This window comes from Nonomuraea sp. NPDC049684 (genome assembly GCF_044465345.1).
In the GTDB taxonomy this organism is placed as follows: Bacteria; Actinomycetota; Actinomycetes; order Streptosporangiales; family Streptosporangiaceae; genus Nonomuraea.
The window spans coordinates 61293-84270 of record NZ_JBITLO010000001.1; the positions used below are offsets into that span (position 1 = coordinate 61293).

General features: G+C 72.9%; 24 protein-coding genes. 13 read left to right on the forward strand and 11 right to left on the reverse strand.

Annotated elements, in window-relative coordinates:
* Nucleotides 1–178 precede the first annotated feature (178 nt).
* Complete coding sequence (locus tag ACIBST_RS00290; protein WP_357969496.1) at nucleotides 179–820, forward strand: response regulator transcription factor; 642 nt, start codon at nucleotides 179–181, stop codon at nucleotides 818–820.
* A 65-nt stretch (nucleotides 821–885) separates the two neighbouring features.
* On the forward strand, nucleotides 886–1293 hold the full coding sequence (locus tag ACIBST_RS00295; RefSeq protein ID WP_397167760.1) for a pyridoxamine 5'-phosphate oxidase family protein: 408 nt from the start codon (nucleotides 886–888) through the stop codon (nucleotides 1291–1293).
* A 61-nt stretch (nucleotides 1294–1354) separates the two neighbouring features.
* Here the strand turns inward: ACIBST_RS00295 and ACIBST_RS00300 are convergent, their stop codons facing one another.
* The 5 genes from ACIBST_RS00300 to ACIBST_RS00320 all read right to left on the reverse strand — a co-directional run bounded on the left by ACIBST_RS00300 (nucleotide 1355) and on the right by ACIBST_RS00320 (nucleotide 6283).
* Complete coding sequence (locus ACIBST_RS00300; protein WP_397167761.1) at nucleotides 1355–2578, reverse strand: MFS transporter; 1224 nt, start codon at nucleotides 2576–2578, stop codon at nucleotides 1355–1357.
* A 156-nt stretch (nucleotides 2579–2734) separates the two neighbouring features.
* Nucleotides 2735–4432 carry a GAF domain-containing protein gene (locus ACIBST_RS00305; protein ID WP_397167763.1) on the reverse strand — a complete coding sequence of 566 codons (1698 nt, stop codon included), beginning with the start codon at nucleotides 4430–4432 and terminating at the stop codon, nucleotides 2735–2737.
* 59 nt (nucleotides 4433–4491) lie between these two features.
* Nucleotides 4492–5148 (reverse strand): CBS domain-containing protein, encoded by a 657-nt coding sequence (locus ACIBST_RS00310; protein ID WP_397167765.1) that lies wholly within the window; start codon nucleotides 5146–5148, stop codon nucleotides 4492–4494.
* Nucleotides 5149–5264: 116 nt separating this feature from the next.
* Entirely contained in the window at nucleotides 5265–5669 is a 405-nt protein-coding gene (locus ACIBST_RS00315; protein WP_397167767.1) for a nuclear transport factor 2 family protein, read from the reverse strand.
* 92 nt (nucleotides 5670–5761) lie between these two features.
* On the reverse strand, nucleotides 5762–6283 hold the full coding sequence (locus ACIBST_RS00320) for a carboxymuconolactone decarboxylase family protein (protein ID WP_397167768.1): 522 nt from the start codon (nucleotides 6281–6283) through the stop codon (nucleotides 5762–5764).
* A gap of 88 nt (nucleotides 6284–6371) precedes the next feature.
* On the opposite strand from ACIBST_RS00320, the gene ACIBST_RS00325 reads away from it, so the two are divergent.
* The 4 genes from ACIBST_RS00325 (at nucleotide 6372) to ACIBST_RS00340 (ending at nucleotide 9104) form a co-directional block, all read left to right on the forward strand.
* Entirely contained in the window at nucleotides 6372–6989 is a 618-nt protein-coding gene (locus ACIBST_RS00325) for a DUF4142 domain-containing protein (protein ID WP_397167770.1), read from the forward strand.
* Nucleotides 6990–7062: 73 nt separating this feature from the next.
* Nucleotides 7063–7518 (forward strand): hypothetical protein, encoded by a 456-nt coding sequence (locus tag ACIBST_RS00330; RefSeq protein ID WP_397167772.1) that lies wholly within the window; start codon nucleotides 7063–7065, stop codon nucleotides 7516–7518.
* Nucleotides 7519–7623: 105 nt separating this feature from the next.
* Nucleotides 7624–8271 (forward strand): MFS transporter, encoded by a 648-nt coding sequence (locus ACIBST_RS00335; protein ID WP_397167773.1) that lies wholly within the window; start codon nucleotides 7624–7626, stop codon nucleotides 8269–8271.
* Between the two features lie 149 nt (nucleotides 8272–8420).
* On the forward strand, nucleotides 8421–9104 hold the full coding sequence (locus ACIBST_RS00340; RefSeq protein ID WP_397167774.1) for a copper resistance protein CopC: 684 nt from the start codon (nucleotides 8421–8423) through the stop codon (nucleotides 9102–9104).
* A gap of 16 nt (nucleotides 9105–9120) precedes the next feature.
* On the opposite strand, the gene ACIBST_RS00345 is transcribed toward ACIBST_RS00340, so the two are convergent.
* From ACIBST_RS00345 to ACIBST_RS00355, 3 genes are all read right to left on the reverse strand, one after another.
* Entirely contained in the window at nucleotides 9121–10368 is a 1248-nt protein-coding gene (locus ACIBST_RS00345; RefSeq protein ID WP_397167776.1) for an MFS transporter, read from the reverse strand.
* Complete coding sequence (locus ACIBST_RS00350) at nucleotides 10365–11456, reverse strand: PLP-dependent cysteine synthase family protein (RefSeq protein ID WP_397167778.1); 1092 nt, start codon at nucleotides 11454–11456, stop codon at nucleotides 10365–10367. Before ACIBST_RS00350 ends, ACIBST_RS00345 begins: the two co-directional genes overlap by 4 nt.
* A 90-nt stretch (nucleotides 11457–11546) precedes the next feature.
* Complete coding sequence (locus ACIBST_RS00355; RefSeq protein WP_397167779.1) at nucleotides 11547–12011, reverse strand: hypothetical protein; 465 nt, start codon at nucleotides 12009–12011, stop codon at nucleotides 11547–11549.
* Between the two features lie 241 nt (nucleotides 12012–12252).
* Here ACIBST_RS00355 and ACIBST_RS00360 point away from each other — a divergent pair, with 241 nt between their 5' ends.
* From ACIBST_RS00360 to atpE, 5 genes are all read left to right on the forward strand, one after another.
* Complete coding sequence (locus tag ACIBST_RS00360) at nucleotides 12253–13569, forward strand: aminotransferase class V-fold PLP-dependent enzyme (RefSeq protein WP_397167781.1); 1317 nt, start codon at nucleotides 12253–12255, stop codon at nucleotides 13567–13569.
* Nucleotides 13570–13635: 66 nt separating this feature from the next.
* Entirely contained in the window at nucleotides 13636–14025 is a 390-nt protein-coding gene (locus ACIBST_RS00365; RefSeq protein ID WP_397167783.1) for an ArsR/SmtB family transcription factor, read from the forward strand.
* Nucleotides 14025–14936: a cation diffusion facilitator family transporter gene (locus ACIBST_RS00370; RefSeq protein WP_397167785.1), complete on the forward strand. Its 912-nt coding sequence runs from the start codon at nucleotides 14025–14027 to the stop codon at nucleotides 14934–14936. The genes ACIBST_RS00365 and ACIBST_RS00370 overlap by 1 nt, the downstream gene beginning before the upstream one ends.
* 141 nt (nucleotides 14937–15077) lie before the next feature.
* Complete coding sequence (locus ACIBST_RS00375) at nucleotides 15078–16649, forward strand: M28 family metallopeptidase (protein WP_397167787.1); 1572 nt, start codon at nucleotides 15078–15080, stop codon at nucleotides 16647–16649.
* Between the two features lie 206 nt (nucleotides 16650–16855).
* Nucleotides 16856–17089, forward strand: coding sequence for an ATP synthase F0 subunit C (gene atpE / locus ACIBST_RS00380; RefSeq protein WP_397167788.1), 234 nt, complete (start codon nucleotides 16856–16858; stop codon nucleotides 17087–17089).
* Between the two features lie 92 nt (nucleotides 17090–17181).
* On the opposite strand, the gene ACIBST_RS00385 is transcribed toward atpE, so the two are convergent.
* Nucleotides 17182–18390, reverse strand: a complete 1209-nt coding sequence (locus tag ACIBST_RS00385) for an acyl-CoA dehydrogenase family protein (protein ID WP_397167790.1) — start codon at nucleotides 18388–18390, stop codon at nucleotides 17182–17184.
* A gap of 140 nt (nucleotides 18391–18530) precedes the next feature.
* Between ACIBST_RS00385 and ACIBST_RS00390 the strand changes: the two genes are divergently transcribed.
* The gene (locus ACIBST_RS00390) at nucleotides 18531–19781 is read left to right on the forward strand and encodes an MCE family protein (RefSeq protein WP_397167791.1); all 1251 of its coding nucleotides are present in this window, start codon (nucleotides 18531–18533) and stop codon (nucleotides 19779–19781) included.
* A 164-nt stretch (nucleotides 19782–19945) separates the two neighbouring features.
* Here ACIBST_RS00390 and ACIBST_RS00395 read toward each other — a convergent pair whose 3' ends face one another.
* Nucleotides 19946–21148, reverse strand: coding sequence for an MFS transporter (locus tag ACIBST_RS00395; RefSeq protein ID WP_397167793.1), 1203 nt, complete (start codon nucleotides 21146–21148; stop codon nucleotides 19946–19948).
* Nucleotides 21149–21235: 87 nt separating this feature from the next.
* Here ACIBST_RS00395 and ACIBST_RS00400 point away from each other — a divergent pair, with 87 nt between their 5' ends.
* Nucleotides 21236–21808, forward strand: coding sequence for a TetR/AcrR family transcriptional regulator (locus ACIBST_RS00400; protein WP_397167794.1), 573 nt, complete (start codon nucleotides 21236–21238; stop codon nucleotides 21806–21808).
* 191 nt (nucleotides 21809–21999) lie between these two features.
* Here ACIBST_RS00400 and ACIBST_RS00405 read toward each other — a convergent pair whose 3' ends face one another.
* Nucleotides 22000–22947, reverse strand: coding sequence for a glucosyl-3-phosphoglycerate synthase (locus tag ACIBST_RS00405; RefSeq protein WP_397167796.1), 948 nt, complete (start codon nucleotides 22945–22947; stop codon nucleotides 22000–22002).
* Between the last annotated feature and the right edge of the window lie 31 nt (nucleotides 22948–22978).

A 22978-nucleotide genomic window follows, 5' to 3' on the forward strand; every position in this document is an offset into this window, starting at 1 on the left:
GCGTCTATGTCGCTCACAACTCTTCCCCTGCCACAACGGTCATGGATCCAGGCTGGTGGGCGGGCATGCGCTCCCGGCAGGGACCAAAGTCCCTTCGTACCGGCCGATGGGCCCACGACCGGCAGCCGGGGACCTTGGTCCCTACTTCCGGGTGACGGGAGGCGGTAGCGTCGGAGACATGATTCGTGTGTTCCTTCTCGACGATCACGAGGTCGTGCGGCGTGGCGTGGCCGCCCTGCTGGGCTCCGAGGACGACATCGAGGTGATCGGCGAGGCCGGGACCGCCGAGTCGGCCATCGCCCGCATCCCGGCGCTGAAGCCCGACGTCGCGGTGCTCGACGTGCGCCTGCCCGACGGCAACGGCGTCGACGTGTGCCGCGAGGTGCGCTCCAAGCTGCCGGGGCTGGCCTGCCTCATGCTGACCTCCTTCGCCGACGACGACGCCCTGTTCGACGCGGTGATGGCCGGCGCCTCGGGCTACGTGCTCAAGCAGATCCACGGCTCCGACCTGGTCGGCGCGGTGCGCACGGTGGCCTCCGGGCAGTCGCTGCTCGACCCGCAGACCACCGCCGCCATGTTGCAGCGGCTGCGCGACCAGGCCGCCCGGCAGGACCCGCTGGCGGCGCTGTCGGAGCAGGAGCGGCACATCCTCGACCTGATCGGCGAGGGGCTGACCAACCGGCAGATCGGCGAGCGCATGTTCCTGGCCGAGAAGACGGTCAAGAACTACGTGTCCAACCTGCTGGCCAAGCTCAACATGCAGCGCCGGACGCAGGCCGCCGCGCTGTCGGCGCGGTTGCGGGCCGACCGTCGCGACTGAGCGTCACCCGCATCGGGACTTTCGCCTCTGACGCCGGGAACGTACCTGGTGGGAGGCTGAGAAGCATGCAACTCGACTCGTCCGGGCTCCAGGTGCTCTCTCGTGAGGAGTGCCTGCGCCTGCTGTCGTCCACGCCGATCGGGCGGATCGTCTTCACCGATCGCGCCCTGCCGGCCGTGCAGCCGGTCAACTTCTGCCTCGACGGCGAGCGTGTCGTCATCCGCACGTCGATCGGGTCGAAGCTGGCCGCGGCCACCCGGCACGCCGTGGTGGCGTTCGAGGCCGACGAGTTCGATCCCGCGATGCGCACCGGCTGGTCGGTGACGGCGGTCGGGCACGCGCGGGCGGTGACCGATCCGGCCGAGACGGCCCGGCTGGCCGCGCTGCCCCTGTCCCCGTGGGCTCCGGGCAGCCGCGACCACTACATCGTGGTCGACGCCGAGCAGGTGTCCGGCCGCCGGATCGCCGGGTGACGTACCGCTGACGCCATTGCGCGGGGCCCGGCCGGACGCCGGGCCCCGCTTTTTCGTGCGGTCAGCGCGAGCCGGCCGGGCCGGCGACCCGGCGGGCGGCCAGCGCGCGGACCGCGGTCACCGTCAGGGCCAGGGTGAGCACGGCGGTGGCCGCCAGCAGGGCCAGGCCGAGGCCGTACGAGCCGAGCCGGCCGTACAGGAAGCCCATCACCAGCGGCGGGACGAACCCGCCGAGCCCGCCGGCGGCGCCGACCAGGCCGGTGACCGTGCCGACCTTGTCGGCCGGGGCGACCTGCGCGACCAGGGCGAAGGTGGCGCCGCTGCCGGCGCCGAGCGCGGCGGCCATGGTCAGGAACGCGATCGTGCCGACCGGCATGAGGCCGGGGGTGAGCGCCTGGACGCCCGCGGTGCCGGCGGTGACGACGAACACGCCGGTCAGCACGGGCACCGGGCCGACGCGGTCCGACAGCCAGCCGCCGATCGGCCGCGCCAGCACGGCCAGCACGACGAACCCGGCCATCCGGTTGGCGGCGTCGGCCTGCTCCAGCCCGTAGCCGGTCTGCAGGTAGGCGGGCAGGTAGACCGAGAAGGCGACGTAACCGCCGAAGGCGACCGCGTACAGCACGCACGCCTGCCAGGTGATCGGCAGCCTGAGCGCGGCGGCCAGGCGCGCGCCGAGCGGCTGGGTGACGACGGCGCGGCCGGGCGCGTCGCGCAGCACCAGCCACGCCACGACCGCGTACGCGGCCAGCACGACGGCGGTGATGAGGAACGGCACGGCGGCGCCGCCGCCGCGGACCAGCGGGACGGTGGTCAGCGCGCTGATCGCGGTGCCGCCCATCCCGGCGCCGAAGATCCCGACGGCCAGGCCGCGCCGGTTCGGCGGGAACCAGGCGTTGACGAACGGCACCCCGACGGCGAACACGGTGCCGCCGACGCCGAGGAAGAACCCGCCGATCAGCAGCGAGACCATCGATGTCTGCCCGAACAGGCCGATGAACAGGACGGGGACGATGGTGGCCGCCGAGACCAGCGGGAACATCACCCGGCCGCCGAACCTGTCGGTGAGCGCGCCGACCGGGATGCGGCCCAGCGACCCCACGATCACCGGGACGGCCACCAGCAGGGCCTGCTGCCCGGCCGACAGCCCGAGCAGTTCCTTGAAACGCGGCCCGAGCGGACTGAGCAGGGCCCAGGCCCAGAAGTTCACCGCGAAGCCCAGGGTCGCCAGGGTGAGCATCAACGCCGGGCTGCGGCCGGGGGTGGTGGCCGGTGCGTTCGTCATGTCTTCCTCACGTGGTTCATGCGGAGGTGGGGCGGCCTGGATGGCCGCGATCACCTGGCTGTGCCGTCTCATCACAGCTCAGCGGGCATGACGCGGGGTATGGACGAAGGTCCCGACCTCCCGGGACTTAGGACGCGCGAGGTGCCGGCGCGGCCCTCACACCGGGACGTGCCAGCGCAGGCGGGTGCCGCCCTCCTCCGGCGTCTCCAGCTCGGCGGCCCCGCCGAGGTCGGCGGCCCGTTCCTCGATGTTGCGCAGGCCGCTGCGCCGCCCGCCGTCGCCCACGCCTACGCCGTTGTCGCCGACGACGAGGGTGAGCCGGCCGCCGGCGACCTCGATGGAGACCTCGGCCCGGGTGGCGTGGGAGTGGCGCACCACGTTGGACAGCGCCTCGCGCAGGACGGCGAGCAGGTGCCCGGCCACCTCGTCGGGCACCAGGGTGTCGATCTGCCCCTCCATGCGCAGGCCGGGCATGAACCCCAGGTGCGCGCCGGCCCCCTCGACCAGGTCGACGATCTTCGTGCGCAGGCTCGGCGCGGCGTCCTCGCGCGGGGCCTGGAGGGCGAAGATGGACGAGCGGATCTGCCGGATGGTCTCGTCCAGCTCGTCGATGGCGTGTTGCAGCCGTTTGCCCGCCTCGGGGCGTTCGACCAGCCGGACGGTGCTCATCAGCGTCATGGCCGTGGCGAACAGGCGCTGGATGACGACGTCGTGCAGGTCCTTGGCGATGCGGTCGCGGTCCTCCAGCAGGCCGAGCCGTTCGGCGTCGCGGCGGGCCTCGGCCAGCTCCAGCGCGATCGCCGCCTGCCCCGCGAACGACTCCAGCATCTGCTGGTCGGCCCCGCTGAACGGCAGCCGTCCGCCGCGCTTGGCCAGCATGAGCACCCCACGCGCGCGGGGCGCGGCGCCCAGCGGGACCATCAGGCCCGGCCCGTAGCCCAGCCGGCGCAGCGGCGAGTCGGGGTAGGGCGCGCCCGGCAGGTCCCGCTCGGACCTGGGCTCGGCGTGCGTGAACGCCTCCCCCGCCAGGGTCGCCGAGACGTCGAACGCCGTCCCCAGCAGCTCGTCGGCGCCCTCGCCCTCGGCCACGTCGACGGTGAGCGTGCTGCCCGACGGGTCGGGCAGCAGCACCTGGACCAGGTCGGCGTCGCTCATCTGGCGGGCCCGCGCCGCCATGGTGGTGAGCACCTCGCGGGAGCCGGCGCCGGACAGCAGACTGGTGGTGATCTCCGAGGACGCCTTCAGCCAGGTCTCGCGGCGGCGCGACTCCTCGTACAGGCGGGCGTTCTCCACGGCGACGCCGGCGGCGGTGGCCAGGGCGATCACGATGGCCTCGTCCTCCTCGTCGAAGTCGCCGCCGCCGCGTTTCTCGGTCAGGTAGAGGTTGCCGAACACCTCGTCGCGCACGCGTACCGGGACGCCGAGGAAGGTGCCCATCGGCGGGTGGCCGGGCGGGAAGCCGTAGGACTCGGGGTGGTCGGAGATGCGGCCCAGCCGGAGCGGGCGGGCGTCCTTGATGAGGAGGCCGAGCAGGCCGAGCCCGTGCGGCCAGTGCTCGATGCGGGCGATCTCCTCCTCGCTCAGCCCCACCGGGATGAACTGGACGAGCGTCTGCTCCTCGCCGACCACGCCGAGCGCCCCGTACGTGGCGTCCACCAGCTTGGTGGCCGTCTCGACGATCCGGCGCAGCACCGTCTCCAGGTCGAGGTCGCTGCCCACCGAGACCACGGCCTCCAGCAGCGCGTGCACCCGGTCGCGGGTGGCCAGGACGGCGTTGAGCCTCGTCTGCAGCTCGGCCAGCAGCTCGTCGAGCCGCATCTGGGGCATCAGGCTGCGCTGCTCACTTTCCGACATACCGTTCAGTGTCCCAGCTCCTGCACCCGCTGCCGGAATCAGGCCGCCGGACGCCACGGCTACAGCAGCGGCGGGACGGTGAACAGGTCGTCCCGGTCGCGGTCGAGCTCGGTCACGACGTCGACGACGCCCTCCACCGCCCGGACCGCCTCCGTCAGCGCGGCGGCCCGCGTCCCGCTCGCCGGCCTGCCGGTGATCGTGACCACGCCGGCGTCGATCGCGACCGCGAACGTGCCGTCCGGCGGGAGCACGGCCCTGACGTCCGCCTCCAGCTCGGCGGCCGGGCGGGTGAAGACGCGCAGCACGTCGCGCTGGTGCAGGGTGCCGACGACGCGGCCGGTGACCGGGTCGATCACCGGGAGCTGCTTGATGCGCCGGGCGTGCATGATCCTGGCCGCCTCGCGCACCGGCATGCCCGGGGTGACCGTGACCGCCGGCGACGTCATCAGCTCCGCGGCGCTGACGGCGGCGGCCTTGCGGTGCTCCTGCCGCCGCGCCCGCGAGTCGAGGACGGACACGGCGTGCCGCGCCCGGCCGGTCTCCTTGAGCAGCAGGTCGTCCTCCGACACCACGCCCACCGGCCGCCGGTCGGCGTCGATCACGGTGACCGCGCCCACCGCGTACCGCTTCATCGCCGCCACGATGTCGGCGAACGACGCGTGCTCCAGCACCGCGATCGCCACGCGTCCCATGACGTCCTTGACCTCGATCGACATGATCGCCACCTCGCTTTCCGCCTCCACGGTCCCTCGCGCGGGGGCGGTGGCGGCAGCGGCGAACGTCCCGCGGCCGAAGGGCTTAGGTCCTGGACGCCGGCGGCGGTGAGCGGACGTCAGTGGAGCGGGCCGGCGAAGACCACGATCTCGTCGATGTCGCCGGCGGCGGTGAGATGGACCATGTCGGTGCCCGACAGGACGGTGGCGCCGTCGGGCCCCTCGAAGCGCCAGCCGAACCGGGCCCATTCGTGCGGCGCGTCGACGGACGTCGTGCGGACCATGCGGCAGCCGCCGGCCCGGTAGCCCTGCACCACCTCGGTGACGAAGTCGGCCACCGCGCCCCGGCCGGCCCCGCGGCCGAGCGGCCCCCAGAACACCACGTCGGCGGCGAGGGCGCGGCTGAGCAGCGCGGAACGGTGGTCGGGGTCGTCGGCGTTGGCGGCGGCGATGAAGGCGTCGATCGCGTCGGCGTGGGCGCGGTGCTGCCGCTGCGGGGATGCCGCCGGTTCGCGCACGGTCATGTCGTCCTCCATCCGTCGCCGGGGCGTGCGGGAGCCGGGTCCGGTCGCCCGCCGATCGACTTGAGCCAGTACATCACCACCGTACCCCTGACCTACTTCTCTTCCGGCTGGTTCCCCACGAGCAGGTTGAACGCGCCGGTCAGCAGGTTGAGCGAGACCAGGCCGACGACCTCGGCGATCACCCGGTCGCTCCAGCCGTGGGAGCGCAGCGCGGCCACCTCCTCGTCGGTGATGGACGACGGCTCGACCAGCACCCGCACCGCCACCGCGATCAGCGCGGCCTCCCGCGCGTCGGCCGAGGTGCCCTGGCGGGCCAGCGCGACGTCGGCCTCGCTCAGCCCGGCGGCCAGCGCCCCCTCGGTGTGCGCGGCCAGGCACGTGCCGCAGCCGATCCACTCCTGCACGGCCAGCGAGATCTTCTCGCTGAGCGCGCGAGGGAGCTTCACCCGCTTCATCGCCCGGGAGAAGTCCAGGTATCCCTGGAGCAAGGCGGGCGAGTGGGCCATCGTGGACACCATGTCACCCACCGTGCCGTGCCGGGCGACGAGGTCGTCCAGGATCTGACGGGACTTCTCGGGGGCCTTCTCAGGAACGAGCGGTTCAAGACGTCTCATACGGCGCACTCTATACCCTTAGGGGGTATCCAGGAAATCGGTTCCGATTATGTTGAACCGGATCCGGCGGGCCCGCGTACCTTCGAGCATGCACAGGCTCCTGCGCGGTGAGATGTTCATGCTGGGCGGCTTCGTCGCGGCGGCGGCGGCGACGATCCTGCTGATCCTGCCCCCGTCGATCGACCCCGCGGACGCGCAACGGACCATCACGCCCTCGGGCCCCCTCTCGGCCGCCGACATCGACCTGCTGATCAAGGTGCGGCAGGCGGGCCTGTGGGAGATGCCCGCGGGCGAGTACGCCGCCACCCGCGCCCAGTCGCCGCGCGTCAAGCAGGTCGGCAAGCAGATCATGGGCGAGCACCAGAAGCTGGACCAGATCACCCGCGACACGGCGGCCAGGCTCGGCGTCGCCCTGCCCGACGAGCCCAACCCCGACCAGCAGCGCTGGCTGGCCCAGCTCGCGGCCGAGAGCGGCCCGGCCTTCGACCAGGACTACGCGAACCTGCTGCGCGCCGCGCACGGCAAGGTCTTCGGCACCCTGGCGCTCGTCCGGGCCGGGACGAGGAACGCCGAGATCCGCAGGTTCGCCCAGGAAGGCATCAACTTCGTCATGCGCCACATGACGTACCTCGAATCGACCGGCCTGGTGAACCACAACCAGCTCCCCGAGCCGCCGGTCCCGTCCCCCGCCCCGCCCACCTCCTGACCTGCCGGCCCCTGGAAGCGCGTCTTTCCACGGGGGACCGGTCCCATCTACACTCCGGCGGAACACCGACCTCATGCCCGAACTTCTCGAAGCCCCCGTCCGCGCGTCGCGGCGGGCGATCGCCGCCCTGGGCATCGCCCTGCTGGCGGGGTGCGCGGCCGCCCCCGTCCCCCAGGGGCTGCCGGCGCACCACCACGGCGCCGCTCCCCCCGCCCCCGCCGCCGCCGTCGCGCCGAAGGTGCCGGCCGGCGACATGAAGCAGCTCACCGCCCTGCTCGGCTGCCCCGGCGGCAAGCTCCAGACCGACGCCGCCGAGCTGCGGCAGGCGGCCTGCGACACCCCCCAGGGGCGCCTGACGATCGTGACGTTCAGCACCGACCAGGGCAAACGAGACTGGCTCGACATCGCCCAGGCGTACGGCGGCGCGTACCTGGTCGGCGACCGCTGGGTCGTCGTCGCCACGGCCGACCTGCTGGAACGGCTACGCGACCGCCTGGGCGGCGAACTGGAAACCCCGCAACACCATTGACCCATTGGCCCTTGCCGGCCGCCCCCTCTCCCCGTCGCCCGGTGCGGCCGCCTGGTGCGCAAGGGGGCGGATGACGGCCTGGACGGGCTCTGGCACGATGGCCGGATGCAGGTCGGCCGTCCCGTGGTCCGCGCGCTTCGCGCCGCGGTGTTCACGGCCGTGTGCGTCCTGGCCTCGGCGGCCCTGCACATGCTGGTCGGCGGCACGGCGATCGCGCCCGGCCCGCTGGCCCTGGCCGTCGCGGCGACCTTCGCGGCCGCCTACGCCGCCGGTTCCCGCCCTCGTGGACGGGCGCCCCTGCTGGCCATGTGCGTGGCCGCCCAGTACGGCCTCCACGAGCTCTTCGACGCCTCCGAGTCCGCCCGGTACGGCCTGAGCCACCTGCTCGACGCCTCCTCCCCGTCCTTCGCCGGGCCGCCCGCCGGGCCGTCCGCCGGGGCCGTCGTCCATGGGCACGGCTCCGCCGGGATGGTGGTGATCCACCTGGCGGTGGCCCTCTCGTCGAGCTGGTGGCTGGCCCGCGGGGACGCGGCGCTGGCGGCGTTGCTGCGGTTGAGCACGGTCCGGCTGGCCCGGCTGTGGGCCGTCCTGTGCGCCTGGCTGTCCGTGCTGGCTCCGCCGCCCGCCGGGCCCGCCCGCGCGTGCCCGCTGTGGCCTCCCGTGGCGGGTCACCGGGCGCTGCTGCTGGCTCCGGTGCTCTCCCGGCGCGGGCCGCCCCGCCCGGCCGCGCGCGCCCGGCCGTCCGCCCGCTGACGTTCCCCGTCATGCGGCGGGTCCGGCGTGCCTCCAGCAGGTAGTCGACCCAGCCGGCGCCGCCGCGGCACGCCCCTCGCGTCCCGTCGCGCGCCGGACCGCATGTCCATCCGGCGGTCGAGCCGGATCCAGGAACCTCGGAGTTCGCAGTGACCTCTTCCCTTCGTCCCGCGCGTCGCCCGTTCCGGGCGGCCCTTCGTGCCGGTGTCGCCGTCGGCGGCGCCGTCCTGCTGCTGCTGGCCGCCGCGCCCGCCGCGCTGGCCCATGACCGATTGAAGAGCAGCTCGCCCGCCGACGGCGCCAAGCTCGCGCAGGTGGAGAGCATCGAGCTGGAGTTCACCTCCCGCATGACCATGCCGACCCTCGTGCTCGACGGCCCGGCGGGCGAGAACCTGCCGCTGGGCAAGCCGCGGGCCCAGGGCGTCACGGTGAAGGCCGAGCCGGCCGCGCCGCTGGAGCCCGGCCGGTACCGGCTGGCCTGGCGGGTGGTCTCCTCCGACGGCCACCCGATCGCCGGCGAACTGCGCTTCACCGTCACCGCCCCGGCCACCCCGGCCACGAGCGCCCCCGAAGCCACCCCGACCGAGGCCCCGACCGAGGCCCCGACCGAGGCCACAGCCGCGAGCCCGACCGGGACCACGGCCGGTGCCGCCCCGGCGGCCTCCCCGTCGCCGGTCGCCCAGGCCGAGGCGGAATCGGGCTCGGGCGGCGTGCCCGGCTGGTTGTGGGTGGCCGCGGCGGCCCTGGTGGCGGGCGGGGCCGCGACCGTCGTGGCCGGCCGCCGCAGGCGCGCCACCGGCGACGCCGGCGGGGACGCCGGCCCCCGGCCCTGACCGGGTCGCCGGTGCTCTAGGTGGCCATGGCGGCGGGCAGGCGCGGGCGCAGGGCCCTGCGGTGTTCCAGGCGGGCCACCGCCAGGGCCGAGACCAGCCCCGCGAAGGTCAGCGACAGCCAGGGCAGCCCCGCCCAGCCCGCGTCGGCGGCGACGTCCAGCAGCGCGCCCGACAGCAGGTTCCCGGCCAGGATCCCCGCGCCGGAGGCCAGGTTGTACAGGCCGTAGTAGGTGCCGACCAGCTCCTCGCCCGCCATGTCGGCGATGGTGGCCATCTCGAACGGGAAGGCCACCAGCGTCCCGGCGCCGAGCAGCAGCGCGCACACCAGCGCGGCCGTCAGCGTCGCCGCCCGCGGCAGGTGGAGCTGCGCGGCGGCGACCATGGGCAGGAAGGCCGCCCCCATGAGGGTCAGCCCGCGGGTGATCGCCTGGCCGCGGCTCCATCGCTCGCCGCACCAGGCGGTCAGGCGCACCTGCCCGGCGATGCCGAGCAGCGCCGACACCGTGTACAGGGCGGTCACCGCCCACTGGCCGCCGCCGGCCCGCTGCACCGCCAGCGGCAGGGCGAGGTACATCTGGTACGACAGCGCGTACGAAGCGATCATCGACGCCGCGAACGAGACGAACGCCCGGTCACCGAACGCCAGCCGCCACGCCCGCAGCACCGGCTGCCGCGCCCGCCCCGGCTCCCGGGGCCGCGCGGGCAGGTAGAACCCCTGCAGCACGGTCAGGACGGCGAAGATCCCCGCCGCCCCCAGGCACACCGCGGTGAACCCGCCCGCCAGCAGCAGCACCCCGAGCAGCGGCCCGAGCAGGATGCCGCCCTGGTAGAACACGTTGAACACGGCGAAGGCCGCCACCTTGCGCGGCCCGGCCGCGGCGGCCAGGTACGCGCGGGCCGCCGGGTTGAACAGCGCCCCAGCCAGCCCCGTGATCACCGCGGCCGCCACCAGCAGCGGCAGCGACGTGGTGAGCCCGAACAGCGCGAACCCCACGGTACGCAGGGCGCACCCCGCCATGATCATGGGCTTGTGCCCGAACCGGTCGGCCAGCGTGCCGCCGATCAGGAACATGCCCTGCTGGCTGGCGTTGCGCAGGCCGAGGATGAGCCCGATCGTCCAGGCGGCGAGCCCAGCGCCGGCCGACAGGTGCTGGGCGAGGTAGGGCATGAGCATGTAGAAGCCGATGTTGATGCCCGCCTGGTTGATCTGCAGCAGCCGGATCGGCCGGTCGAAGGAGCGGAACTGCGCCAGCGTGGCCTTCATCGCCGGCCCGCCAGCGGGTCGCGGACGGCGGCGCAGCGGGTCCAGCGGCGCACCTCGCGCTCGGCGGGGTCGTCCAGCTCGTCGGGCTCGTCGGCCGGGGTGACGCCGAGCAGGCCGTGGGCGCGGCAGTAGCCGTCGTCGAAGACCGTGTTCCAGTAGCGCCAGGGCCCGTCGGGGAAGACGGCGACGACGCAGCCGCCCGGCCCGGCCCGTCCGGCCAGCCAGCGGGCCACCAGGCTGACTGCTCCGGTGCTCCAGCCGCCGGAGACGTAGTGCTGGGCGGCCAGGGTGCGGCAGGCCCACACCGCCTCGGCGGCGCTCACCCAGTGGACCTCGTCGAAGGCGTCGTAGGCGACGTTGGCGGGGTGGATGCTGGAGCCCAGGCCGCGCATCAGGCGAGGGCGGTCGGGCTGCCCGAAGATGGTCGAGCCGACGGTGTCGACGCCGACCAGCCGCAGCCGGGGCAGGTGGCGGCGCAGCTCGCGGGTGATGCCCGCGCTGTGGCCGCCGGTGCCGACCGAGCAGACCAGCGTGTCGATGTGCGGCAGCTGGGACAGCAGCTCGCGGGCCAGCCCGGCGTAGGCGGCCACGTTGTCCGGGTTGCCGTACTGGTCGGGGCAGTAGGAGCCGGGCAGCTCGGCCAGCAGCTCCGCGACCCGGTCGCGGCGGGCCCGCTGCCAGCCGCCGGTGGGATGCGGCTCCGGCACGATCTCCAGCCGTACGCCGTAGGAGACCAGCAGCCGCTGCATGAGCGGTTCCATGCCGGGGTCGGCGACCAGGACGACCGGATGGCCGAAGGTGATCCCGGCCAGGGCCAGCCCGAGGCCGAGGGTGCCGCTGGTGGACTCGACGATCGTGGCGCCGGGGGCCAGCTCGCCCCGGGCGCGGGCCTGCCGGACCATGTGCAGGGCGGGCCGGTCCTTGATGCCGCCGGGGTTGAAGCCCTCCAGCTTGGCCCAGAAGCCGCCGCCGTCCGCTACGAACGGCGCGGCGACGAAGGCCAGCGGCGTGTTTCCGACGGTGACGCAGATACCCGAATTTCCGATGGCGGGCAGAATGTCAGGGCGCGGCAAAGTGTCGTACGACATTGGTATTTATCCCCGAGATGAACGGCGGCCGCGCGGCACGGAGGACGCCGCGGGCGCGGTGGAAAAGGACGGCGGCGAAAGACGCCCGTCCTATATGCGCATCACGCGGAGATTTTCGTGGCCTGAAACGGCCTGTCGCGAGGCGGCCCGCGGCGCGGGTCGCACGGACCCCGGCACGACGGCCGCGCGCCCGGCGGCGAGCCCGGGGACGGCGGCCACGACCGGCGCGGCGGCGGTGGCCGCGGTGGCCGCGCACTCCTGCTCGGTGCCGTGCAGGTGGCCCGGCGGCAGCTCGCCGTGCAGGCACCCGGCGTCGCGCACCGGCATGCGCCCGGACAGCCATCTGACGTGCCGGTGCACGTCGAGGTGGGCGCTCTGGACGGACGGGACGGGCCCGGCCTGGGCCCGCTCGGACAGCTCGACGGCCGCGCACGCGCCGCCGTGCGCGAACACGACGGTGATCAGCAGGGCGAGGGCCAGCATCGCGTGCGGCCACCACCGGCCGGCCCCCGAGGCGGGCGGGCGGAGCGCGGGAGCTGACCTGGTCGTGAGCATCACCGCAGATCATGCCCGTCACGCGGCGCGGCGCGCCGGGAAAAGGCCAAGGACGAGGTAAAGAAATTCCCGGCGCACGGGAATCGCGCCGGGAATCACCTTGAGCGCCCTCCGTTTCTCGATTTCCCGCCGGATGGCGGGAAGGACGGCGAGCCGTTTTCGCCGCGCGGCGACCTCTCCGCGAGACTGGCATTCGCCGGCGCGGCCACAATTACGCGCCGCCCGACCTTGGGGGTGTCTCATGGCCCTGTCCAGACGCGCGGTCATCGCCGGGGCCGGCGCACTGGCCGCGCTCCCGCAAGCGCTCCCGCAGGCGCCCCCGCAGGCCGTCCCGCAAGCCGCCGCCGCCGCCGACGCCGACGCCGACGCCGCGAGCCTGGCCCGGGACGAACGCTTCTGGGCGGAGGTGGCCGGGCAGTTCCGGGTCAGCGGCGACTTCGTCAACCTGGAGAACGGCTACTACGGGATCATGCCCGAGCCGGTCCGGCGCGCCTACCACCGCAACGTCGACGTCCTCAACGCCCGCAACTCCCACCTGCTGCGCACGGCGTACAAGGGCAGGGCGGACGAGGTTCGCGACCGGATCGCCGCGCTGCTCGGCGTCACCCGTGCGGAGATCGCGCTCACCCGGGGCGGCACCGAGGCGCTGCAGAACCTCATCTCCGGCTACCGGCGGCTGCGGCCCGGCGACGCCGTGCTCTACGCCGACCTGGACTACCCCTCCGCCCAGCACACCATGAACTGGCTGGCCGGGCGGCGCGAGGCGACGGTCGCCCGGTTCGTCCTGCCCGAGCCCGCCACCCGGCAGGCGGCGCTGGACGCCTACGAGCGGGCCCTGCGGACCACCCCGAGGGCCCGGCTGCTCCTGCTGTCGCACATGAACAACCGCACCGGCCTGGTGCTGCCGGTCCGGGAGATCGTCGCGATGGCCCGCGAGCGCGGCGTGGACGTCGTCGTGGACGCCGCCCACTCCTGGGGGCAGCTCGACTTCACCCTGCCCGCCCTCGGCGCCGACTTCGCCGCGTTCTCGCTGCACAAGTGGATCGGCGCGCCGCTCGGCACCGGGTTCCTCTACATCCGCCGGGACCGGCTGGCCGACGTCGAGCCCGTCCTCGGCGACGAGAGCTTCCCGGCCGGCGACATCCGCTCGCGGGTGCACTCGGGCACCATGGACGTCGCGGCGCCCCTCACGGTCCCCGACGCGCTCGACTTCCACCTGCGGCTCGGCGCGGCCGTCAAGCAGGCCAGGCTGCGGCACCTGCGCGACCGCTGGGTGAGCCAGGTCCGCGACCTGCCGGGCCTGCAGATCCTCACCCCGGACGAGCCCGGCATGTACGGCGCGATCACCGCCTTCCGCATCGCCGGCCGCACCTCCACGGCCGACAACGAGGCCGTCGCCGCCACCCTGCTGGACACCTACGGCCTCTACACGGTCGCCCGCACGGGCATGGCCGGGGGCGACGCCGTCCGGGTCACCCCGGCGCTGTTCACCTCGGCGGCGCAGGTGGACCGGCTGGCGGCGGCGCTGCGGCGGCTGACCCCGCGGCTGCGGGCCTGAGGCGGTTGACAGATCACCGGCCTGTCCCGCTAAGTTGGACATGTGAACAGTTCTTCAGATGACCACGTGTTGGCCGTGGACGGCTGCGCGGTCAAGGTGGTCGACGCCGACCGCGTCGCGGCCGTGCACGAGCGCATGCCCGCCGCCGCCGACCTGGCCGACACCGCCGACGTCTTCGGCCTGCTGTCCGACCCCAACCGGCTGAAGCTGCTGGTCGCCCTGCTGGACGGCGAGCTGTGCGTGTGCGACCTGGCGGCGGTGACCGGGCAGAGCGAGTCGGCGGTCTCCCACGCGCTGCGACTGCTGCGCGCCCATCGCATCGTGGCCGCCCGCCGCTCGGGCCGGATGGCCTACTACCGGCTGGAGGACCCGCACGTACGGATGCTGCTGGACCTGGCGCTGGCCCACACCGAGCACACCGAGGCCATCCACCCGGAACGGGAGGGCGAACGCTGATGGGTCACGGACACGGGCACGGGCAGGCCCAGGGGCACGCCGGGGCGCGGCACCGCTGGCGGCTGGCGGTCTCCTTCATCCTGATCGGCGCGTTCTTCCTGGTCGAGCTGGGCTACGGTCTCGTCTCGGGGTCGCTGGCGCTGCTGTCGGACGCCGGGCACATGGCCGCCGACGTCGTCACGCTCGGCGCGGCGCTGGTCGCCACCAGGATCGCCGCCCGACCCGACACCACCGGCCGGCGCAGCTACGGCTCCTACCGGGCCGAGGTGTTCGCCTCACTGCTGGCCGTCGTGCTGATGCTCGGCGTCGCCCTGTACGTCGTGATCGAGGCCGTCGGCCGCATCGGCGGGCACGCCGAGGTCTCCTCCGGGCCGATGCTCGTCGTCGGCGCCGTCGGCCTGGTGGTGAACCTCGTGGCCCTGCTCCTGCTGCGCTCGGGCGCGAGCGAGAGCCTCAACGTCAAGGGCGCCTACCTGGAGGTCGTGGCCGACACCGCCGGCTCGGTCGGCGTCATCGTGGCCGGCTGGCTGGTGGCCGCCACCGGGCAGGCGTTCTGGGACACCGTCGTCGCGCTGGCCATCGGGGTGTTCGTGGCCGTCCGGGCCGTGTCGCTGGGGCGGCAGGTCTTCGCCGTCCTGGGGCAGCACGTGCCCGAGGGCATCGACGCCGCCGCCGTGGCGGCCGACCTGGCGGCCATCGACGGCGTGCACAACGTGCACGACCTGCACCTGTGGACGCTCACCTCCGGCATGAACGTGGCCACCGCGCACCTGGTCACCGCCGAGCCGGGCGACAACCACGCCGTCCTGGACCGGGCCCGCGACGTGCTGCGGCAGCGCCATCACATCGCGCACGCCACGTTGCAGGTCGAGCCGGTCGACCACCAGGGCTGCGACGAGCTGGGCTGGTAGCGCGCCTCCAGTCCCCACGGTGCACTTGTCCGACATCGGACGACTCAAATTCTTCCCACGGGTGGATTTGTCGGCTTATGTATTCTCCTGGGCCGCTGAATCGGGAAAGACACCTGTTTCATCTCAGTTCGAGGAGCTCGTATGCGCATCACCCTGCGCAGAGGCACCTTCCGCGTCCTTGCGACGGCCGCGGCACTGTCCCTGCCTCTGGCTCTGCTTCCGACCGCGGCGCAGGCGGACCCCACGCCTGCCCCGGCCGAGAAGAAGCTGATCGACTCGGTCACCGCGCCGGCGGTGAAGAAGCATCTGCAGGCGTTGCAGAGCATCGCCGACGCCAACCACGGCAACCGCGCCGCCGGCACCAGCGGCCACCTGGCCTCGCGCGACTACGTCGCCGCCAAGCTCAAGAAGGCCGGGTACAACGTCACCCTCCAGCCGTTCGACATCGCCTACTTCGAGGAGAAGTCCACAGCGCTGATGGAGCGCCTCTCCCCCAGCCCGCGCGTCTTCACCCCGACCCCGCCCGACGGCTCCTCCGTCGGCGAGTTCGCCACCATGACCTATTCCGCGTCCGGCGAGGTCACCGCGTCGCTGCAGAACGTCGATCTCGTCCTGCCGCCCGGCCCGACGCCCAGCACGTCCAACTCCGGGTGCGAGGCGGCCGACTTCGCCGGGTTCACGCCGGGCAACATCGCGCTGCTGCAGCGCGGCACCTGCGACTTCGTGGTCAAGGCGAACAACGCCAAGGCCGCCGGGGCCGTGGCGGTGATCGTCTTCAACGAGGGCCAGCCGGGCCGCACCGCGACCCTGCGCGGCAACCTCGGCACGCCCGTCACCATCCCCGTACTGGGCACCAGCTTCGACGTCGGCCAGGAACTCGCCACGACCGGCGGCGTGATCCACATCAAGACCGACACCGTCAGCGAGATGCGCACCACCTACAACGTCATCGCCGACTCCAAGTGGGGCGACCCGAACAAGGTGGTCATGTCCGGCGCCCACCTCGACTCCGTCCCGGCCGGGCCCGGCATCAACGACGACGGCTCGGGCACCGCCGCCACGCTCGCCGTCGCCGAGGCCCTGGGCAAGATCCCGACCCGCAACCGGCTGCGCTTCGCCTGGTGGAGCGCCGAGGAGCTGGGCCTGCTCGGCTCGATCCACTACGTGGAGACCCTGCCCGCGGCCGAACTGTCCAAGATCAAGCTCTTCCTCGACTACGACATGCTCGGCTCCACCAACTACGCCTTCAAGATCTACGACGGCGACGACTCCGACGGCGTCGGCGCCCCCGCGGGCCCGCCCGGCTCCGACGAGATCGAGAAGCTCTACGAGAAGTACTTCGACCTGCTGCACCAGGGGCACAACGGCACCGACTTCGACGGCCGCTCCGACTACGGCCCGTTCATCGAGGCCGGCATCCCCTCCGGCGGAGTGTTCACCGGCGCCGAGGGCATCAAGACGCCCGAGGAGGCCGCGATCTTCGGCGGCACCGCCGGACAGCCCTACGACCCCTGCTACCACCAGGCCTGCGACACCATCGCCAACATCAACGACAAGGCGCTCGCGCTGAACACCGGCGCGGTCGCCACGGCGGCCGTCGTCTACGCCTACAGCCGCGACCTGCCCGGCCCCGACGCCGCCCGGCCGGCCGCCAAGGCCCGCGCCGCCACGACCATCCACGACGCGACCATCGAAGGCAGGCAGACCCGCTGATACCGGCCCTTCCGTGCGCCCGCGCCGGGCGCACGGAAGGATCCGCTCACGCGTTCTACATGTAGATCGATTTGTCCAGTACGCCGATCAACGAGCATTTTGCGGACAAATTGGAGAAACGCCATATTTTCTTTCTCGCGTCCACGGGTTGAAATGCAGGCAGACCAGCGATTCACTGCTTCACCGGACGCCAGAAAGGCGGCGCAATGCACGTACTCGCTCAAGTCTCCGGCAACATCGCCGCCATCGGTTACGGTCTGGCCGCGATCGGCCCCGGCGTGGGCGTCGGCATCATCTTCGGCCAGGGCGTGCAGGCCATCGCCCGTCAGCCCGAGGCGTATCCGCTGATCCGCCAGAACATCCTGCTCGGTTTCGTCCTCACCGAGGCCCTGGCGCTGATCGGGCTGGTCGCGCCGTTCATCTTCCAGTTCCTCAAGTAATCGCCGCGTTCCGCTGAGCGAATGGCGAATTCGAGCTGAAGACGGGTGGCGATGACCGCTCTGGAGTCACGCCACCCCACGACTCACATTATTCAACGGACCGGTAGACCCGTTACCGCGCGGCCGATGATGAGCCGTTGAATCTCGCTCGTCCCCTCGAAAATGGTGTAGATCTTGGCGTCGCGGTGGAAGCGTTCCACCGGGTGTTCCCGGGTGTAGCCGGCGCCGCCGAGGATCTGGATCGCCTGTTCGGTCACCCACACCGCCGTCTCGCCCGCCACCAGCTTCGACATCGAGCCCTCGGCCTGCTCGAACGGCCTGCCGTTGCGGGCCATCCAGGCGGCGCGCCAGGTCAGCAGGCGGGCCACGTCCACGCGGGTCGCCATGTCGGCGAGCAGGAACGCGATCGCCTGGTTGTCGCCGATCCTGCGGCCGAACTGCTCGCGTTCGCGGGCGTAGTCCCTGGCGTACTCGAAGCCCGCGCGGGCGATGCCGACGGCCATCGCGGCGACCGACGGGCGGGTGGTCTCGAACGTGCGCATCGCGGCCTGCTCGCCGGCGCGTTCGCCGTTGCGGACCCTGGCCAGGCGGGCGTCCAGCTTCTCCTTGCCGCCCAGCAGGCACGAGCCCGGTATGCGCACGTCCTCGAGGATCACCTCGGCGGTGTGCGAGGCGCGGATGCCGTGCTTGCGGAACTTCTGCCCCATCGACAGGCCCGGCGTGCCGGGCGGGACGACGAAGCTGGCCTGCCCCCGGGTGCCCAGGGACGGGTCCACCGAGGCGACGACCACGTGCACGTCGGCGATGCCGCCGTTGGTGGCCCACGTCTTGACGCCGTTCAGCACCCAGTCCCCGTTGTCGTGGACGGCGCGGGTGCGGATGGCGCCGATGTCGGAGCCGGCGTCAGGCTCGGAGGCGCAGAAGGCGCCCAGCTTGACGTCGTTCTCGGTGCCGAACATCTGCGGCAGCCACTCCCCCAGCTGCTCCGGGGTGCCGTTGGCGGACAGCGCGGCGGCGGCCAGGCCGGTGCCGACGATGGACAGGCCAATGCCGGCGTCCCCCCAGAAGATCTCCTCGAACGCCACCGGCAGGGCCAGGCCGCTCTGCTCGAACCATTGGGTGGCGAAGAAGTCCAGCGAGTACAGGCCGATCTTGGCCGCCTCCTGGATCACGGGCCAGGGGGTTTCCTCGCGTTCGTCCCATTCGGCGCCCGCGGGGCGGATCACGTCGCGGGCGAACGCGTGGACCCAGTCACGCACCTCGATCACGTCGTCACTGAGCTCCGGACAGAACCCGGTCATCGCGTCCACTCCCTGGCCGTTCCATTGTTACCGTCGGTAACACCCTACCGGCGAGTAGGGCTCAGCCGGAAGGTGCGACGGCGTGGCGACTCACGGTAATGTTCTGGTCACCGTACGCCCATGTCGATCGAGGAAGGCCGATGGACCGCCGGCTCGCCGCACTTCTCGCCGTCCTCGCGCTGGGGGCGGCGTATCTGCTGCTCAGGCCGGTCACGGGCGTCCGTGCCGTCGCCTACTTCGACGCCGCCGTGGGGTTGTATCCCGGTTCCGACGTACGGGTCCTCGGGGTGCGGGTCGGGCGGGTCACCGCGGTCTGTCCGGCGGGCGCCCAGGTCCGGGTCGAGCTGGCCCTTGACGCCGGGCGCAAGGTGCCGGCCGGCGCGCAGGCGGTCATCGTGGCGCGGTCGCTGATCGCCGACCGGTTCGTGCAGCTCACGCCGCCGTACCGGGGCGGGCCCGTGCTCCAGGACGGCGGCACGCTGAGCCACAGCCGCTCGCCGGTCGAGATCGACGAGGCGTTACGCGGCTACGACCAGCTCACCGCCGCCCTCGCCCCACCGATTCCGCCCGAGAACGGTCCCCCTCCGCCCTCCCCGCAACCCGGTTCGCCGCGATCCGGCTCGCCATCGCCTTCTCCGCAACCCGGTTCCTCATGGCCCGGCTCGCCGGGGCCACGGGCGGGTGGTGTGGCGGCGGATGAGCGGGGGGCGCTGGCGCGGTTGCTGCGGATCTCGGCGGGCACGTTCGGCGGGCAGGGCGAGACGGTGGGGGCCACCGTACGGGGCCTGTCCGACGCGGCCTCCGTGCTGGCCGGCGACGGCGACGACCTGGCGCAGACCGTCCGCGACCTGGCCACGATCACCGGGGCGATGGCCCGCGACGACGCGCGGATCCGGGCGTTCATGAAGGACCTGGCGGGCGTGTCGGCGCAGCTCGACGGCGAGCGCGAGGAACTGCGCGCGGTGCTGGGTCAGCTGTCCTCCACGCTCACACAGGTCGCCGACTTCGTCGAGGACAACAGGGGTGAGATCGCCGCCAACACCCGCGATCTCGCCCACCTCACCACCCTGCTGGTACGTCAGCGCGCGTCCATCGGCACGTTCCTCGACACCGCGCCGCTCGCCCTGAACAACGCGAACAACGCCTACGACCCCGTGAGCGCGACGTTCCGGGCCCGGTTCAACCTCAACGGCCAGACCGACGACGTCGCGATGTGGTTGTGCTCGCTGGCCCACTCCATGGACGGCGACTGCGAGTCGCTGCTCGGCGCACTCAACCCCCTGGCGCGGGCGCTCAACGACACGGTGGCGATCGACACGTCGTGGCTGCTGCCCGATGTGCGGGTCGACCGCCCCGACCTGTCGCTCGGCGGGCTCGTCACGACCCACTGACCGCCACACGCAGACCGGCCCCCACCAGGCGCCGGGCCGGAGCGTCTGATGAGGGCCTTGAAGGGACGGATCTGAACGGATCAGCGGGCGGTACGAGGGTCGGCGGGCAGTAGGGGGCGGGTCAGCGGGCGGTACGGGTGGAGCAGTGGGCAGTACAGGGCGGGTCAGCGGGCGGTGCGGGTGGAGCGGCGGGCGGAGGTGAGGACGGCCAGGGCGGCCACGCCCATGCCGATCGCCAGGCCGTACACCAGCGGGGTGAATCCGCCGAAGGCGGCCGCGAGCTGCGGACCGACACTGCCGCCGACGGCGAGGGCGAAGGAGAAGAGCGCGAGCGCCGTGCCGCGGGCCGGTCCGGCCTGGGCGGAGATGGCCTCGTTCATGCTGGGCAGGCCACCGGTGATGGCGGCGACATACACCGCCAGCAGGAGCACCAGGCCGAGCGCGCCAGCCCCGCTGAACGCGACCGCCGCCAGGGCGAGCGCGCCCACGGCCAGGAACGCGGCGGCCCTGGCCGTGGTGGGGACCCGCGCCAGCCACGGCATGAGCACCGGCATCAGCACGATCGAGGGCAGCCCGGAGGCGCGCAACGTGAGCAGGTCGGCGGCGGACGTGCCCCCGTAGATCTGCAACCCGGTGTAAACGGCGACGAACCCGGCCATCAGCATGACCGTCGCCAGGTAACGCAGCGCGAGCACCCGGTCGAACAGCAGGCCGGGCACCGCGCGGTAGGCCGACAGCAGCGACCCGGCCGCCTGGCGCGGCAGGTCGGGCAGCATGACGGCGCGCAGGCCGAGCCCCGCGAGGGCGAAACCGGCGGCCGACAGCAGGAACAGCCCCCGCCAGCCGATCGTCTCGACCAGCACCTGCGCGGCGACCTGCAACAACACGGCCGAGGCCAGGAAAGCGCCGGTCACCGCGGCGATGGCGATCACGCGGCGCCGCGGCTCAAGCCGTTCGGCCAGGTAGGCCATGCCGGCGGGCGGAAACATCGCCACGGCCACCCCCTGCAGGGCACGCAACACCAGGGCCACCTCGACGTTCGGGCTCAACGCCACCAACGCGCTGGTCAACGCGGCAAGCGGCAGACCGGCCAGCAGCAGACGGCGGCGGCCGTACCGGTCGGAAAGGGGGCCGAACACCAGGAACCCGATGCCGTAGCCGGCGCCGAACGCGGTGACCAGCCAGGTCAGGCCGCCGGGCGAGGTGTGCCAGCCGGTCGCCATGTCGTGCAGGAGAGGGATCACGATGTACAACTGGCCGCTGCACAGGACCGCGGTGAGGGTGAACGCCAACAGGGTGCGGCCGAAACGGGCGTAATCGGTACGGACTGCCGAAGCGGCCTCCGTACGGGGAAGCGTGAGTGCCATGCCAGAGGACGTTAGCCAACCAACCAGTTGGACGTCAACTAGTTAGTTGGTTTTCAACCAACTAGTTGTTGGTGGCAGAATGGGGGCATGTCACCCAAGGTCTCGACCGCCGCCACCCGCGCCGCCCTGCTGGAAGCCGCCCGCGAGGAGTTCGCCGCGTACGGCGTGGCAGGGGCGCGCGTGGATCGCATCGCGGAGCGTGCCGGCGTCAACAAAGAGCGCATCTACGGGCATTTCGGCAACAAGGAGAAGCTGTTCGACGCCGTCATCAACGAGGCGCTCGACGACCTGACGTCGCAGATCGCCCTGCCCGGCGCCGACCCCGTCGACTACGTGGCCCGGCTGACCGACTACTACCGGCGCCATCCCGACCTGGTCCGGCTGCTCATGTGGGAGGCGCTCAACTACCGCGGCCAGGAGCTGCTGCCCGGCCAGGAGGCCAGGGTCGAGCGGTGCGCGCGCAAGGCGGCCTCGCTGGCCGCGGGGCGCGGCGAGGAGCCGTCGAAGGCGACGGCGCGCACGTTGTTCATGCTGACCGGGCTCGCGCTGTTCCCGTCGATGATGCCGCAGCTCGGACGGATCATGCTCGGCGACGACGCCGAAGACCACGACGCCATCCGCGACCATATCGGCGCCTTCGTCACAGCAGCCCTCAAGTAACCCCTCACCCCCACCCCTGCCAGCGGGCGAACACGGTGAACCATGCTTCCCGACCTGATCGCGAAGGCGCGCCAAGGGCGGCCCAAGGGTGATTGAGCCCGTCACGTCGGCGGGGCGCCAAGCCAGCCCCCTCACGTCAGTGGCGCGACAAGCCGGGCCCCTCACAGCGGCGAGGCGACAGGGTGAGGTGGTTACGTTGGTGGGGGCCGGGTGGGGCGGGGGAGGGTGAGCATCGGGGGGCGTTCGCCGATGGCGACCTGGCGGGTCAGGACGTCGTGGCCGCTCTCGCACCGCCGGAACTGGGCCAGCTCCACCCCCGGCGCATCACGGGCCTCGATCTTCCCCTGGCGCCGCAGCCGCGACCACGCGGCCAGCATGATCTGGGCCGCCATCCCCCCGAGCGCCTCCGTCGACTGCGGGGCGTGCTCGCGCGAGCCCAGGTCCACCTGGGCCAGGCCGTCGAGCCCGGCCAGGTCCAGCAGGTCGATGAGCAGGCCGAGCTCCACCCCGTACCCGGTCAGGAACGGCACGCGTTCCAGGGCCGAGCGGCGGCCGGCGTACTCCCCGGCGAGGGGTTGCACGAACCCGGCCAGCTCGGGCCAGTGCAGGTTGATCAGCGGGCGGGCGACCAGCTCGGTGACGCGGCCGCCGCCGTTGGGCGCGCCGTTCAGCGGACGGTCGTAGCAGCCCTTGGCGTAGGCGACGGTGGGGTCGGTGAGCAGCGGCCCGAGCACCCCGGCGACCAGCGAGGCGCGGAAGTGCCTGATGTCGGCGTCGGCGAAGGCCACCACGTCGCCGGAGGTCACCGCCAGCGACTTCCACAGTGCCTCGCCCTTGCCCTCCAGCGGTGCGAGCTCGGGCAGGATGTCGCGCTGGGCGTGCACGGCGGCCCCGGCCCGTGCCGCCACGCGCGCGGTGTCGTCGGCCGAGCACGAGTCGATGACGACGAGCTCGTCCACCAGGCCGTCCAGCTCGCGCCGGATCACCTGGACGATCTCCCCCACGGTCTCCCGTTCGTCGCGGGCCGGCAGGACCACGCTCACCGTGGTGCCCCCCTTGGCCGCGACGAGGTCGCGCAGCGGCCAGTCCGCGGCGCACGACGTTCGGCGATGCCACCATTTCCGCACATCAGGCAGCATGTGCGACACCTCCCCCGTTCCCCCGCTTGTC

Coding starts and splice junctions, on each gene's coding strand:
- ACIBST_RS00290 (WP_357969496.1), top strand. CDS start 179: ATGATTCGTGTGTTCCTTCTCGACGATCACGAGGTCGTGCGGCGTGGC.
- ACIBST_RS00295 (WP_397167760.1), top strand. CDS start 886: ATGCAACTCGACTCGTCCGGGCTCCAGGTGCTCTCTCGTGAGGAGTGC.
- ACIBST_RS00300 (WP_397167761.1), bottom strand. CDS start 2,578: ATGACGAACGCACCGGCCACCACCCCCGGCCGCAGCCCGGCGTTGATG.
- ACIBST_RS00305 (WP_397167763.1), bottom strand. CDS start 4,432: ATGTCGGAAAGTGAGCAGCGCAGCCTGATGCCCCAGATGCGGCTCGAC.
- ACIBST_RS00310 (WP_397167765.1), bottom strand. CDS start 5,148: ATGTCGATCGAGGTCAAGGACGTCATGGGACGCGTGGCGATCGCGGTG.
- ACIBST_RS00315 (WP_397167767.1), bottom strand. CDS start 5,669: ATGACCGTGCGCGAACCGGCGGCATCCCCGCAGCGGCAGCACCGCGCC.
- ACIBST_RS00320 (WP_397167768.1), bottom strand. CDS start 6,283: ATGAGACGTCTTGAACCGCTCGTTCCTGAGAAGGCCCCCGAGAAGTCC.
- ACIBST_RS00325 (WP_397167770.1), top strand. CDS start 6,372: ATGCACAGGCTCCTGCGCGGTGAGATGTTCATGCTGGGCGGCTTCGTC.
- ACIBST_RS00330 (WP_397167772.1), top strand. CDS start 7,063: ATGCCCGAACTTCTCGAAGCCCCCGTCCGCGCGTCGCGGCGGGCGATC.
- ACIBST_RS00335 (WP_397167773.1), top strand. CDS start 7,624: ATGCAGGTCGGCCGTCCCGTGGTCCGCGCGCTTCGCGCCGCGGTGTTC.
- ACIBST_RS00345 (WP_397167776.1), bottom strand. CDS start 10,368: ATGAAGGCCACGCTGGCGCAGTTCCGCTCCTTCGACCGGCCGATCCGG.
- ACIBST_RS00350 (WP_397167778.1), bottom strand. CDS start 11,456: ATGTCGTACGACACTTTGCCGCGCCCTGACATTCTGCCCGCCATCGGA.
- ACIBST_RS00355 (WP_397167779.1), bottom strand. CDS start 12,011: ATGCTCACGACCAGGTCAGCTCCCGCGCTCCGCCCGCCCGCCTCGGGG.
- ACIBST_RS00360 (WP_397167781.1), top strand. CDS start 12,253: ATGGCCCTGTCCAGACGCGCGGTCATCGCCGGGGCCGGCGCACTGGCC.
- ACIBST_RS00370 (WP_397167785.1), top strand. CDS start 14,025: ATGGGTCACGGACACGGGCACGGGCAGGCCCAGGGGCACGCCGGGGCG.
- ACIBST_RS00375 (WP_397167787.1), top strand. CDS start 15,078: ATGCGCATCACCCTGCGCAGAGGCACCTTCCGCGTCCTTGCGACGGCC.
- atpE (WP_397167788.1), top strand. CDS start 16,856: ATGCACGTACTCGCTCAAGTCTCCGGCAACATCGCCGCCATCGGTTAC.
- ACIBST_RS00385 (WP_397167790.1), bottom strand. CDS start 18,390: ATGACCGGGTTCTGTCCGGAGCTCAGTGACGACGTGATCGAGGTGCGT.
- ACIBST_RS00390 (WP_397167791.1), top strand. CDS start 18,531: ATGGACCGCCGGCTCGCCGCACTTCTCGCCGTCCTCGCGCTGGGGGCG.
- ACIBST_RS00395 (WP_397167793.1), bottom strand. CDS start 21,148: ATGGCACTCACGCTTCCCCGTACGGAGGCCGCTTCGGCAGTCCGTACC.
- ACIBST_RS00400 (WP_397167794.1), top strand. CDS start 21,236: ATGTCACCCAAGGTCTCGACCGCCGCCACCCGCGCCGCCCTGCTGGAA.
- ACIBST_RS00405 (WP_397167796.1), bottom strand. CDS start 22,947: ATGCTGCCTGATGTGCGGAAATGGTGGCATCGCCGAACGTCGTGCGCC.